This window comes from Bacillus altitudinis (genome assembly GCF_001191605.1).
Lineage (GTDB): Bacteria > Bacillota > Bacilli > Bacillales > Bacillaceae > Bacillus > Bacillus altitudinis.
Window position 1 is genome coordinate 3,620,631 of record NZ_CP009108.1, and the last position, 12,501, is coordinate 3,633,131.

16 protein-coding genes are annotated in these 12,501 nt (G+C 40.3%); 5 read left to right on the forward strand and 11 right to left on the reverse strand.

Going from position 1 to position 12,501, the window contains the following annotated elements; all coding sequences use genetic code 11:
• Positions 1-8: 8 nt before the first annotated feature.
• Positions 9-338: a DUF4257 domain-containing protein gene (locus ID12_RS18245; protein ID WP_008343006.1), complete on the reverse strand. Its 330-nt coding sequence runs from the start codon at positions 336-338 to the stop codon at positions 9-11.
• Positions 339-763: 425 nt separating this feature from the next.
• Between ID12_RS18245 and ytvA the strand changes: the two genes are divergently transcribed.
• A complete protein-coding gene (gene ytvA / locus ID12_RS18250) occupies positions 764-1,567 on the forward strand; it encodes a YtvA family blue-light photoreceptor (RefSeq protein ID WP_050827596.1) in 804 nt (267 codons plus the stop codon).
• Between the two features lie 87 nt (positions 1,568-1,654).
• The gene (locus tag ID12_RS18255; protein ID WP_050827598.1) at positions 1,655-2,350 is read left to right on the forward strand and encodes a sunset domain-containing protein; all 696 of its coding nucleotides are present in this window, start codon (positions 1,655-1,657) and stop codon (positions 2,348-2,350) included.
• Positions 2,351-2,410: 60 nt separating this feature from the next.
• Here ID12_RS18255 and ID12_RS18260 read toward each other — a convergent pair whose 3' ends face one another.
• From ID12_RS18260 to ID12_RS18290, 7 genes are all read right to left on the reverse strand, one after another.
• A complete protein-coding gene (locus ID12_RS18260; protein WP_050827600.1) occupies positions 2,411-3,721 on the reverse strand; it encodes an ABC transporter permease in 1,311 nt (436 codons plus the stop codon).
• Entirely contained in the window at positions 3,711-4,409 is a 699-nt protein-coding gene (locus ID12_RS18265) for an ABC transporter ATP-binding protein (protein WP_019743693.1), read from the reverse strand. Before ID12_RS18265 ends, ID12_RS18260 begins: the two co-directional genes overlap by 11 nt.
• 21 nt (positions 4,410-4,430) lie before the next feature.
• The gene (locus ID12_RS18270; RefSeq protein WP_050827601.1) at positions 4,431-5,414 is read right to left on the reverse strand and encodes an ABC transporter ATP-binding protein; all 984 of its coding nucleotides are present in this window, start codon (positions 5,412-5,414) and stop codon (positions 4,431-4,433) included.
• The gene (locus ID12_RS18275) at positions 5,408-6,286 is read right to left on the reverse strand and encodes an ATP-binding cassette domain-containing protein (RefSeq protein ID WP_007501894.1); all 879 of its coding nucleotides are present in this window, start codon (positions 6,284-6,286) and stop codon (positions 5,408-5,410) included. The genes ID12_RS18270 and ID12_RS18275 overlap by 7 nt, the downstream gene beginning before the upstream one ends.
• Positions 6,279-6,671 (reverse strand): GntR family transcriptional regulator, encoded by a 393-nt coding sequence (locus ID12_RS18280; RefSeq protein WP_019743690.1) that lies wholly within the window; start codon positions 6,669-6,671, stop codon positions 6,279-6,281. The genes ID12_RS18275 and ID12_RS18280 overlap by 8 nt, the downstream gene beginning before the upstream one ends.
• A 17-nt stretch (positions 6,672-6,688) precedes the next feature.
• Positions 6,689-6,868 (reverse strand): hypothetical protein, encoded by a 180-nt coding sequence (locus ID12_RS18285; RefSeq protein WP_008342991.1) that lies wholly within the window; start codon positions 6,866-6,868, stop codon positions 6,689-6,691.
• Between the two features lie 141 nt (positions 6,869-7,009).
• Positions 7,010-7,285, reverse strand: a complete 276-nt coding sequence (locus ID12_RS18290) for a YtzC family protein (RefSeq protein ID WP_008361717.1) — start codon at positions 7,283-7,285, stop codon at positions 7,010-7,012.
• A gap of 152 nt (positions 7,286-7,437) precedes the next feature.
• Here ID12_RS18290 and mnmL point away from each other — a divergent pair, with 152 nt between their 5' ends.
• Positions 7,438-8,403, forward strand: a complete 966-nt coding sequence (gene mnmL / locus ID12_RS18295) for a tRNA modification radical SAM protein MnmL/YtqA (RefSeq protein ID WP_017358356.1) — start codon at positions 7,438-7,440, stop codon at positions 8,401-8,403.
• On the forward strand, positions 8,400-8,978 hold the full coding sequence (gene mnmM / locus ID12_RS18300; protein WP_035391055.1) for a tRNA 5-(aminomethyl)-2-thiouridylate-methyltransferase MnmM: 579 nt from the start codon (positions 8,400-8,402) through the stop codon (positions 8,976-8,978). Before mnmL ends, mnmM begins: the two co-directional genes overlap by 4 nt.
• A gap of 20 nt (positions 8,979-8,998) precedes the next feature.
• Here mnmM and ID12_RS18305 read toward each other — a convergent pair whose 3' ends face one another.
• From ID12_RS18305 to ID12_RS18315, 3 genes are all read right to left on the reverse strand, one after another.
• Positions 8,999-9,775: a sporulation protein gene (locus tag ID12_RS18305; protein WP_050827603.1), complete on the reverse strand. Its 777-nt coding sequence runs from the start codon at positions 9,773-9,775 to the stop codon at positions 8,999-9,001.
• 212 nt (positions 9,776-9,987) lie between these two features.
• The gene (locus ID12_RS18310; RefSeq protein ID WP_050827604.1) at positions 9,988-11,067 is read right to left on the reverse strand and encodes a tetraprenyl-beta-curcumene synthase family protein; all 1,080 of its coding nucleotides are present in this window, start codon (positions 11,065-11,067) and stop codon (positions 9,988-9,990) included.
• A 29-nt stretch (positions 11,068-11,096) separates the two neighbouring features.
• Positions 11,097-11,876 carry an alpha/beta hydrolase gene (locus tag ID12_RS18315; protein ID WP_050827606.1) on the reverse strand — a complete coding sequence of 260 codons (780 nt, stop codon included), beginning with the start codon at positions 11,874-11,876 and terminating at the stop codon, positions 11,097-11,099.
• 45 nt (positions 11,877-11,921) lie between these two features.
• Here ID12_RS18315 and ID12_RS18320 point away from each other — a divergent pair, with 45 nt between their 5' ends.
• Positions 11,922-12,437 (forward strand): gamma carbonic anhydrase, encoded by a 516-nt coding sequence (locus ID12_RS18320; protein WP_008342977.1) that lies wholly within the window; start codon positions 11,922-11,924, stop codon positions 12,435-12,437.
• Positions 12,438-12,501 lie beyond the last annotated feature (64 nt).

Consider the following 12,501-nt stretch of genomic DNA (forward strand, 5'->3'; position numbering starts at 1 on the left):
TGAGGATATTATTCGTGTGGAGATCGGTTATGACGGTTGGAGCCTGCATCCTGTGAACGTTCTTCTCTCACAAAATCGAAGCTTCGCAGAACTGCTTCTCCTCCGTAACCTGAAATAATGGATAAGATGATCAAGTGCAGACTAGATTCGGGATTTGAGGATAAGACAAGCAGTGTAGCAGCAATCATCCCAACGAGCCAATCTTCAATAAACCCTAGATAAATAAACTTCTTTGTCATTCTGGGCTTCTCTAGCCTGCCTTTTTTCTTTACGTGACCGAGAATGCCCATGACCCCTCCAATGGCGCAAGCAATAATGACTTGTTGCAGCATTTTCATCACCTTCCTAAAGCCCTTAGAATAGTAAAGCGACTTCAGGCTGTCCAGCCCCCTGTAATGCCATTCTGCTGTTCCGTCATAATCCATGTAAAAGGTCTATTCTCTCTAACGAAGAAAAAAAGCTTGTTTCTTCCATTATATGTGAATGACCCAAAAACAATCTTGATGCATTGGAATCATTTTTACCTAATCCATATTAACTATTTTTGTCATTTTATGAATTTTCCTCAAATGATCCCTTCTTTTTCTAATGAAAAGTCTCCTTACTTACTCTATTCTAATGGAGGACAAACTATGATGACAAATTTAACAAAACGATTGCAATCATTGAAACAGAACATATGTTATGTTACGTTTAAAAAGAATTCATTTGGTTTTAAAAAAACCATCTTAAATGTCTGATAGTAGCAGCAAAGGAGGGTAATATGGTCAGCTCGAACATCTTCGGCTTGCAAAAACAGCTTGAACTCATAAAAAAAGCGCTGGATCATGCGCGGATTGGTGTTGTCATTACAGACCCTTCTTTAGAGGATAACCCTATTGTTTATGTGAATCATGGCTTTACACAAATGACTGGATACAAACCAGATGAGATTCTTGGACGTAATTGTCGATTCCTCCAAGGAAAAGACACAAATCAAGAGCAACTTGACTTAATACGTCACGGAATTCAACACAAAACACCTATTACCACACAGCTCAAAAATTATAAAAAAGACGGTACTTTTTTTTGGAATGAACTCAATATAGATCCTCTATACATTGAACAAGATGACAAAACATTTTTTATTGGCTTTCAAAAGGACATTACAAAGCAGAAAGAATATGAACAACTCCTAGAAGATTCCTTACAGGAAGTCACCTCTCTGTCGACGCCAATTGTCCCAATCAAAAATGGTGTTTCCGCTCTTCCACTCATCGGAAAATTATCAGAAGAACGCTTTGATGCCATCGTCGCGAAGTTAACTTGTATATTAGAAGATTCAAAGGATGATTATTTAATTGTCGATCTTTCTGGTTTAATTGATGTCGATGATTCCGTTGCAGCGCGAATTTTCAAACTGCATCACCTGCTGAACTTAACTGGAACTGAACTCATCATCACTGGGATCAAACCACAGCTTGCGATGAAAATGAAAGACTTAGATACAGACTTCCAGAATACGATCACTTATTTAACAGTAAAAGAAGCAATCAAAGGATTGCCATTAGCTGAAAACCCTGTTTAAACAGGGTTTTTTTAATTGAACCGCTCCCCAAAATGGAAAAATGAGGTATGATAGGTGTAAATAGCGATTTAGGGGGGCTGCTAGACGATGATGTTACTCATCATAGGTCTTTTATGGATTTGTTTCGCCATAGGATATGCCGTTAATTTCTTATTACTTAAACACCAAAATCAACCAATCTTTTCAAAAAAACTCTTCTATCCTTTTTTGACCATTGGTCTTGTTTTTTCTATTATGTCATTACCGTTTGCCGGCACAGGTGCTCCGAAAGCACAAGCAGATCCATCTTCTGAACAGCTGCTGAAAGAGCAAAAACAATTAGCATCTGACATTTCTCGTCTAAAGGAAGACAAAGAAACGCTGACGGCCTCTTTAGAAGACGTGACCAAAGAAAAAGAAAAGCTATCCAAGAAATTAGAAAACATCACCTCCGAAAAGAAGACAGTCAAACAGCAAGAAAAAACCATCCATGAGCTTGAAGAGAAAATAGACAAGCTAACCTCTACAAACGAAACACTCAAAAAAGAAAACCAGAAAGTTAACAAAGACACCACATCATCGGCCCAGCGATCTGCTCCTAAAGATGATGGGGCCAATACTGGCGGTCATGAGTCACAAAAAGAAACAAAAAAAGAATCCGCCGCCTGTAATATTAAAGGAAGTGTCAACGGCATATATCACACACCGAGCAGCAGATACTACTCACGGACAAAAAACGTGACCAAAATGTTCTGCTCCGTAGAAGAAGCTGAGCGTGCAGGGTACCGGGCACCAAAGCAATAGACATCTTATGACGATAAAAAAACCTCCTGTCAGCCCACTATAGGTACAGGAGGTTCTTCTTTAAATTTCTCTTCTTAATGCTGTTAATACATTCGTTTTTGTCGCCTTACGTGCTGGGTTGAGTCCAGAAATAATGGCAACTCCTGCACTAATCACTGTTGCTGTGACCACAAGGCTTAGCGGAATATAGGAGAAGGTGATCGAGAATTGATCACTGGATCCCCCTTCAGACATGGAAGACAAAATCGCTGGAATGATTAAATTCACTGCAAAACTAACGATGTACGAGATGATGATCCCGATGATCGATCCAATCACCCCAATATACGCACTTTCCATGAGGAACATTCGCTTAATAATGGAAGGATTCGCACCGATGGCTTTCATGATCCCAATCTCTTGTGTCCGCTCTGTTACGGCCATTGTCATCGTATTGAAAATGCCGATCGCCGAAATAATGACCGCAATACATCCAACAAACATGAGTCCAATTTTAAAGACTGTAAAGAACATATCCATTCCTTCAAGCTGATTCGTCACAGAGATGACTTGATAGCCGTCATCTGTCAGCTTATCTGTGAGCGCACCGACATTGTCGAACTTATCAGCATAGACAGACGTCATTTTTTCGACATTTCCTGCATCAGGAGACAAATCGAGCACTTGACTAAATTCTTTTTCATAAGCATTCGGAATAAGAATTTTATGATCCTGCTGCCACTCCAAATTCGGTTTCTTCAATACACCGACGACACGGAAATCGAACGTCTTTTCTTTCACCACTTCATTTTCTTCATTCAGTTTTGGCACCTTGATTTGAATGACTTTATTTAAAATTTCCTTCGTATAGCCTTTTGGCTCTTCCGGTGTATCTTCACCATTTGATGTCTGATTCATTTCTTTTTCATAGTCTTTTCGTTCTTTTTCCGTCCAAAGTTGTTCTGCCATATGATACCCTACTACAATTTCATTCGCCGATGTTGGGACTTTTCCACGGTCTAGTTCAAGGCCTGCCTCTTTTTCTTCTTTCATATCTGTCAGTACAGCCTGCGTATCACTTGAACGATTATCGAGCTCAACGTGAACCGATGGAATGATTGACGTTCTTGCAACGACAGATTTCGCATGATCATATTTCTTTAAATCGTCAACCTTGACGTCACCTTTTTCTTTGCCTAACACTTTAATTTCTGTGATAATTTGTTGTTTCATGATTTCATCTTGAGCCGATTTTTGCAGACCAAAACCAACTGACGCTAGAACGATTAAGAAAGAGCATGCCATTGTCGTTGCAAGTATGGTCATAAACACACGCAATCTATTTTTCTTCATATTTCTTCTGATGAATTTGACCTGATCTCTAAATTTCAATGGACTGATCCCCTTTCTTTAATACACCATCATGAAGCTGGAACGTTGTGTCTGCGATTGAAGCGACTTCATCGTCATGTGTAATGATGACAAATGTAATTCCTTTTTCACGATTAAGCTGCTGGATAAAGGCTAGAATTTCTCCTTCAGTTTCTGAATCCAGACTGCCTGTTGGTTCATCCGCTAAAATAATAGACGGATTAAGGATCAAGGCTCTTGCAATACTCACACGCTGCTGCTGTCCACCTGATAGTTCATTAGGATAATGTCCTGCGTGATGTTCAAGACCAACTCGTTTCAGCATTTCCTTTACTTTCACTTTTCGCTCAGACGGCTTCACACCTTTTAAAGTGAGCGGAAGTTCAACGTTCTCATATGTTGTTAAACTCCCGATCAATTGAAAGCTTTGAAAGATAAAGCCAAAATGATCTAACCGAAAGTCTGCCCATTCTTTCTCATTAAAGCCAGTCACATTGGTGCCATCAACGATAATTTGTCCGCTTGTTGGCGTAATATATCCCGATATTAGATTCAGTAAAGTCGACTTCCCCGAACCGCTTCGTCCGACGATACATGCAATATCGCCTCTATTAATAGACAAGTCAATGTCTTTGAGCACAGGAATTTCGTTCTCCCTGCCCTTTTTCCCAATTTTAAACACATGATCTAACGATTGAATTTGAATCATCTCTACTCCCCTGCTCTCTGTTTATCTTTTTCGATAGATTAAGAAATAACTCGTCAGTGCACCTACAGCTCCACCGATGAACATGCCAACAAAATATCCAATTAAGGAATCTGAGGAGAAACCAACCCAGCCAAACCCTAAGACGCCAAACACGATCACCATAATTTGAATTGGGCGATCCATTATTGAATAAAGGAAGAATCGGCCATTTCGTTCAATTGGATGTTTAATAAAGCTAAACAAGCCAATAAGGTAAAATAGCAACATCATGACAATTGGAACGATGTATTCTTCACCATTGAACCAAAGCGGATATTCCTGATAAAAACTGGTAGCTGTAATATAATTAATTGGGGAAATGGGCGTGATCAAGAAATTAAAGATTTTATCCAGCCACATCCCGCTTGTTTTAAAGATAAAATCTAAATGAAGGATTGGTAAACCAATCACTAAGTAAGGTAAAATAGCTGTACTAAATCCAACGATTGCTTGAGAAATAGCACTCCCTGTTAAAGCACCTGCTGCAAAAAACAAACTATAGATCATCAAGGCTGACAACAGTGCAGAGACATAAAGACTGTTAAATCCAGGTGTCTCTATTGGACCAAGACCTAATTTTAATAAATAAATGAGAAGGTATGAAACAGCATGAACACTTGCAATAATTCCAGCACCTAAGAAAAACTTTGTGTGAAAGATGGAACTTCTACTAAACGGCAAGGATACGGTAAAGTCCATCTGCCCTTTATTTCTTTCAAATCCTAGCTGAATCACAGCAAAAAATATTCCCATGACCCATGAAAGTGAGAGAAATGCGTCCGTCTTAAAAATATAAGTGAATGTTGTTGTATCCATTAGACAGTCTCGGTTTTCCAAACAATCTTGAAAGGTTGAGTAATCCATTAAGAGGGATAATGGCGTCGCAAAGACCGCAACAAGCATCACTAAAATGAATGTCAGCTCAGACTGCTTCCATTCCTTATATAACAATTGCCGCTTTACCATCTGCGTTTCCCTCCAAACTTCGCAATGAATACTTCTTCTAAATTTACAGGCAGTTCATGCCAAACTTTTGGTTCAAGTGATTTCAAATACTCTTTTGCTTCTTCATCTGTTTTGAGTACAAGTGCTGTATAGAACACACCTGCTTGATCTAAAATGGCAACGCCTTTTTTTCTAATACTTAAGTTCATATCCTCTTCAAATGCCATCTGGATTTTAACGTAGTCATTCTTTAATTCGTCTAAATCCATAACACTTGTGAGCTGATTTCCTTCCAAAAACCCGATTCGGTTACACATACGCTCAATATCCTCTAAACGGTGAGATGTAATTAAAATCGTTGTTTGTCGTTCTGCCACCTCGTCAATCATCAGCTGAAGAACGTCATTTCTTGTGACTGCATCAATCCCGTCTGTCGGCTCATCTAACAAAATGACTGCTGGTTTGATGGCAAAACTTAAAATGAGAGACAGCTGTTTCTTTAAACCTGTCGACAATTCACGGTATTTCACTTTTTCCGGAATCTCATACCGGTTCACAAGCTCATTGGCATATGTCACGTCAAACTTTGGATACAGTTGTTTTAACAGCTTCACAAGCTGTCCATAATTGTACCGGTCAAAGTAGGGATTTACGACTGGCATATACACAATATTTTGCTTCACTAACGGGTGGTCTTTTACGAGTACATCTTTAAAATAAATCTCTCCTTCATCTGGAAGAAGAATTTGCTGAATCAAGCGAAGAAGTGTTGTTTTACCAGAGCCATTCCGGCCAAGCAGACCAAAGATCTCTCCTTCTCCAATCTTGAAGGAAACGTTGCTGAGTACTTCGCGTCCATTTAATTTCTTTGATACATTTCTGACCTCAATCAACTTGTTTTCCTCCTTTTAGACTTGAGCCGATCTCCTCCAGCCACTCTTTGAGTTGATGAATATCAATACCGGCATAATGAGCTTCAATAATGAGTTGCCTTAATTGCTCCTTCATCTCTAACACCTTCCCTTCATTCAGCTTTAACTGTGCACCTTCTGTCACATACGTTCCACGGCCTCTTAATGTTTCAATAATTCCTTCCCGTTCAAGCTCTTTATACGCTTTGCTGACGGTGTTTGGATTCGCAATAATAATGGTGGCAAGCTCTCTCACAGAGGGCAGTTTGTCACCTGGTTTCATCACGCCTTTTAAGCACAAAATTTTTAACTGCTCAATGATTTGTTCATATATTGGTGCAGCGCTTCTTGGATCTATTTGAATCATGATGGCTCCCTCTTTTCTCATTCATGCTTTTGCAGTCCTATCGCTTGATCATGTCCTTGCATTAAAGGGACCGAATTTGGAATAAAATCTTTTTGAACTTCAAAACCAATGAAAACGAGAACGAAAAAAAATGTACATGCTAACGCAACAGCCAGCACCATCCACTTTAAATTGATTGGTTTTTTTTCTTTTTTCATGGTTAAACACCTTTCTTCACGTTTAAGTGTCTATAGTGTATTAGTTGATGTAGTACACTTAATACAATATAGACACTTGATTGAAAAGTCAAGGGACTTTGGAAAAAATAAAAACAGACCCTTAAAAGAAGGATCTGTTCATCATTCGTTATCGTATGAAATACCCAAAATCATTTGGTTTTGCAGACTTTGAATTTGTACACGCGTTCTGTCTAAACGTTCTCTTTGCTGATCATTGGCGACATCTTTTAACTTTTCTAATTCATTCACTGCGTCCTCTAGCATGAGCTGTGCTTTTGAAAATTCTTCCTCGTTATAATGTTCTTGGCGAGAGCTCAAATCAAACTGTTCGCTTGCAAACTCGAGAGTCTCAGTGCTTTTTTGGACAAATTCATCGATTGATTTTCTTGTTGCCATCTTGCCATTCCTCCATTTCATCATCGTTCTCGCCTATTTTGCCCACGTAAAGCTTTTTCACTAAAGAAAATGTTGGACAGATTCAATTGTCCTCTTTCGTGATTTTTGTTAAACTTTAAGGATGCCTATTATTATGCAAGGAGGTTACTGACTTGGATCAGCATAACCCTTTTTTATATTCAAACAGCGAAAAACGTTATCACACATGGAATTATCATTTGCGTGAGCACTTTGGTCATAAAGTATTTAAAGTCGCATTAGACGGCGGCTTTGATTGTCCAAACCGTGATGGTACTGTCGCACATGGAGGCTGCACATTTTGCAGCGCAGCAGGATCTGGTGATTTTGCAGGGAACCGGGCGGATGATCTCATCACTCAATTTAATGAAATCAAGGACCGGATGCATACAAAATGGAAAGACGGAAAATACATGGCGTATTTCCAAGCTTACACAAATACACATGCGCCGCTGCCTGTTTTAAAAGAAAAATACGAAACCGTTATGAATCTGGATGGAGTGGTTGGTTTATCGATTGCCACAAGACCTGATTGTCTGCCAGATGACGTGGTGGAATATTTAGCTGAGTTAAACGAACGGACGTATCTATGGGTTGAACTTGGTCTACAAACTGTACATGAGCGGACAGCGATGCTCATCAACCGTGCTCATGATTATGAATGCTACGTAGAAGGTGTAGAAAAACTGCGAAAACATGGCATTCGAGTCTGTTCACATATCATCAACGGTCTTCCTCTTGAAAACCGAGATATGATGATGGAAACAGCAAAAGCTGTCGCTGATTTAGATGTACAAGGAATTAAAATTCATCTACTTCACCTGTTAAAAGGAACACCGATGGTGAAGCAATATGAGAAAGGCAAACTAGAATTTCTCAGCCAAGAGGAATATGTTCAGCTTGTCTGTGACCAGCTGGAGATCCTGCCGCCAGAAATGATTATTCATCGTATTACAGGCGATGGTCCCATTGAATTAATGGTAGGTCCAATGTGGAGTGTGAATAAATGGGAAGTGCTCAATGCCATAAATGCTGAGCTTGAAAGACGTAACAGCTACCAAGGCAAACGCTTCGTCAGATTGGAAGAAGCGGCAAAATGATTTTAAAACGGATGCTCCCTTTTAGTAAAGAGCTGTTAGAACGTGCTTGCCAAAAAGGCGATATTGTCATTGATGCAACGATGGGAAATGGCCATGATACACGCTATTTAGCTGACCTTGTCGGGAAGGATGGACAAGTTTTCGCATTCGATGTACAGAAGGAAGCCATCGAGCAAACAAGCAAAAGACTTGGTGAGCACTACCCTTACGTTCACCTTATCCATGACGGACATGAACAACTTGCTGAGCATCTGCCAGCCGAAGCTTATGGTCACATATCTGGTGCAGTGTTCAATCTTGGGTACTTACCAGGAGGCGATAAAACCGTCACGACTCAGGCTCATACGACCATTGAAGCGATCAAACAGCTCATGGATTGGCTTAAGCCTGGTGGTCTGATCGTTCTTGTGATTTACCACGGTCATCCCGAAGGAAAAAAAGAGAAGGACATCCTTCTTGATTATTGCAAAACACTCCATCACGAAGAAGTACAGGTGATCTCTTATCAATACATGAATATTCAAAACGATCCGCCCTTTGTGGTAGCCATCGAAAAAAAACTCAAATCCTCTTAATGGATTTGAGTTTTTTTTATTTAATAAGCGTATTGATCAATGATTTCTTCAAGCACTACTTCCAGCTCTTCTGCATCTGCAAGCTCTGATTGAGTAAAGCGGACACGTACAAGCTGTTCTCCGTCATTATACATTTCTTCCAGCCAACCACGCAGCCCTCTTGCTCTGCGATCGACTTCAAAAATGAGATCTAGCCCCTCTTCATCAATGAAGAAAATCACCTCTAACTCATCAAGCATTTGACGATAATAGTCGGAAGTCGGTATGAACTCAAACTCTTGAACAAAGGGAAGGCGGCGCCTGAAATAAGGTGCTTCTTCACAGTCTGCTTCATGAAGGTGAAAGCCTAAGTTTCCAACAGCCTCAAGCACACGTTTCACCCAAGGGTGCGCGCTTACGAAAATGCGGTCATGATCAAATTTATCAATACCACCTTGAATATCAAGGTCTGTCACAACAGCCACCTCTACTTTACCTACAGTCATTGGTGTATCAAGAGGAAGGTGAAATGAGAATGTAAACCGCTGAGCTTCCCCAGGCTGAATCGTGAATGATTCAGTCACTCGGACAGAATGGATGGTTGTGTGTTTTCGTTGCTCTTCATCATCTTTTACAATGGTGTACCATGTTTTCAACTTTAAATCAATATAGCGGATATCTTGAGGCACTTTTCCGCCCTTCACATGGACTGTTCCCTTTACTTCTTCTCCCGGTTCATACGCATCTTTCTCCAAAATTGTATCCACTTTTGCTGCACCGATTCCTACACTTGCTGCAAACTTTTTAAAAAATGACATATTCGGCCTTCCCCTTTTTAAGTTTTTCAACAAATATACGTCATAAGGAGTAGATACGGTTAATACTTTCCTCCTATTTTTCGTACACTAAGAATAATATCGGCAGCAAATAAGAGGATTGTAATGAAAAAAGAGGATACAAGCGAAACAGTTCAATACAAAAAAGCTTGCAGAAAAACATTTTCTACAAGCTGATGAGCTTACTTTATCCTTTATGAAGATTTCATCCAAGGCATTTTCTGATAGGTTCGATAGGCTCTGCCATTGATATAGAAAAAGAACGATGTTTTCCCGCTTGATTTGATCAACCGCTTTGCCAGCTTGTTCATCTCTTTTTGGGCTGTCACTTTTTCATCAGACAAATAGACCGCAAGTAACCCTCTATTGATTAGTTTGTGAAAATTCTCGTGTGGAATGCCTTTCAGCTGTTCATCCGCTTTTTCAATAAAATGCTGTAGTCTATCCATCATCTCATGATGAGAGTTGTAGTACGAGCAAAAATTCAAATCGCCTTCCAGCCTGTCCTCTTCTTGGTCGATTAAATAGTCCAGTAAGATGTGCAGACCTTGGATATAAGGGAAATAACTTTCGTAAATTTGCTTCGCCTGCTTCTCTGTAAAATCAGGCTGCAGTGCATAAGCCACAAGACAGAAAATGCCCAGCGTTGATCCTGCACATGCGGAAAACTCATACCACTCCATCTTCGGTAAATCCTTTTCATACTGGCGGAACCATGACTCTAATCGAGGTTCACGCTCATGAGGAACCACATGCTTATGTACTTGTAAATCACTATAATAATCACACAGCGTATGTAAATAGGGCTGAACGATCGGATAATGCGCTAGACGTGACAGCACATCTTGGCACGTCCTGACTAGCGCATGCAGGTAACCATGATCCTCTTGATCATCACGGAATTGATAATACGGCTTAAGCTCCGCATGAATATCGAGTGCATCTCTCATTGCCTGATGCAGCATATGAAAATCCTTTGGATCAAGTGATGTACTGCGGTCACACAAATTATCTAAGTAATCGCTAATCGTTTGGTACGCCACAATGAATTCAATACACGTTTCCTTCGCTTCACCTGCAAGCAGAGATAAAATTCCCCCGCCTTCACAGTGAAAGGTTTTACTGGATATGCTCGCTAGTGCCTGCGTTCTCAGTTCTTCGTTTTCAATCATTTCTGCATAAGCCCGCCACTTTTTTAGCTCCTGATGAACTAGCGGAAAAATATCTTTATACACCTTCGTCATCAGTGCAAAAGGACGTTCTGGTACTGACAAATCAATCCACCCCCAACTTAAGCTCACAATCAAATATATTGATCAGTAAAGGCTCTTGCCGCCTTAAATACTTCTTCTCGCTCGGGCTCATTAAAAATTTCATGATAAAGCCCTTCCCATTCACGGTATGATTTATTGGTTGATTCAATGCCATTGAACCATTTCATCACTCTTGTTTTATCTACAATCTTGTCATCGCCTGCCTGCATGAGCAGGAGTGGAATCGACCGAAAAACATTCATAGGCTGCATCGCCGCATCGATATTTTTCACCAGTTCTCGATACCAGCGAACCGACACCTTCGTCACATAAAGCGAATCATTCGAATCTGCCTCTATCACATCTTGATTCCGCGTGGCAAGTTCAATCGACAGCCCAGATTCGACTTTAAAAGACGGCGCCAGCACATTTAGCCCTTTTGACGCAAAATCCATCAGCTTCTTCGGTTTAAATTGCAGACCTAAACAAGGTGATGATAAAATAAGGCCATCAATCTTCGTATGGGTATACTGCTTGAACCATTCAATCGAAATCAGTCCCCCCATACTATGTCCAAGTAAAAATGTCGGAAGTCTGAACGACTTCGCATGTTCAATCCATTCATCGACTGTATCAATGTATTCTTGAAAAGAACGAATGTGGCCTCTCGCACGTGTCGATGTCCCTTGCCCAGGCAGGTCACCCATGACGACGTGATAGCCTGCATTTCGCCACATTTCGATCAGCCATTTATATCGGCCATGATATTCACTAGCACCATGTACAATGACAATTGTACCAACCGGTCTTTCAGCATGCCAAGTCCACAAAGTAAACACCTCACAAATGTTGTATTAAGAAAGGAAGTCGAAAAAGTGATTTATCCATATCATCAGTTTACACCTGAGATTCATGAATCGGTCTTTGTTGCAGAAAATGCCACCATTACAGGTGATGTCACAATTGGAGAATATTCAAGCGTTTGGTTCCAAACGGTCATTAGAGGCGATGTAGCTCCTGTGAGAATTGGAAAAAACGTCAACATTCAAGACTTATCCTGTCTGCATCAAAGTCCTGGAAAAACACTTCTGATTGAAGATGGTGCTACCATTGGACACCAAGTCACATTACATAGCTCTATCATTCGAAAAAATGCCCTCATTGGCATGGGATCCATCATTCTCGATGGTGCGGAAATTGGCGAAGGAGCCTTTATTGGTGCAGGTAGCCTTGTCCCGCAAGGAAAAGTCATCCCAAAAGGTTCACTTGCTTTTGGCCGTCCAGCCAAAGTCGTTCGCCAGTTAACAGATGAAGATATCCAAGACATGGATCGTATCCGCAGAGAATATGTAGAAAAAGGACAATACTATCGTTCCCTTTTATCGCGTTAACATCATACATGTATCTTCACTTTATCATGTTTTTTTCAGGATATTAAGCAATAACTGTGTACCG

Excerpts from the sequence above, each read along its gene's own strand:
- ID12_RS18245 (WP_008343006.1), bottom strand. The coding sequence starts at position 338 with ATGAAAATGCTGCAACAAGTCATTATTGCTTGCGCCATTGGAGGGGTC.
- ytvA (WP_050827596.1), top strand. The coding sequence starts at position 764 with ATGGTCAGCTCGAACATCTTCGGCTTGCAAAAACAGCTTGAACTCATA.
- ID12_RS18255 (WP_050827598.1), top strand. The coding sequence starts at position 1,655 with ATGATGTTACTCATCATAGGTCTTTTATGGATTTGTTTCGCCATAGGA.
- ID12_RS18265 (WP_019743693.1), bottom strand. The coding sequence starts at position 4,409 with ATGATTCAAATTCAATCGTTAGATCATGTGTTTAAAATTGGGAAAAAG.
- ID12_RS18270 (WP_050827601.1), bottom strand. The coding sequence starts at position 5,414 with ATGGTAAAGCGGCAATTGTTATATAAGGAATGGAAGCAGTCTGAGCTG.
- ID12_RS18280 (WP_019743690.1), bottom strand. The coding sequence starts at position 6,671 with ATGATTCAAATAGATCCAAGAAGCGCTGCACCAATATATGAACAAATC.
- ID12_RS18285 (WP_008342991.1), bottom strand. The coding sequence starts at position 6,868 with ATGAAAAAAGAAAAAAAACCAATCAATTTAAAGTGGATGGTGCTGGCT.
- ID12_RS18290 (WP_008361717.1), bottom strand. The coding sequence starts at position 7,285 with ATGGCAACAAGAAAATCAATCGATGAATTTGTCCAAAAAAGCACTGAG.
- mnmM (WP_035391055.1), top strand. The coding sequence starts at position 8,400 with ATGATTTTAAAACGGATGCTCCCTTTTAGTAAAGAGCTGTTAGAACGT.
- ID12_RS18305 (WP_050827603.1), bottom strand. The coding sequence starts at position 9,775 with ATGTCATTTTTTAAAAAGTTTGCAGCAAGTGTAGGAATCGGTGCAGCA.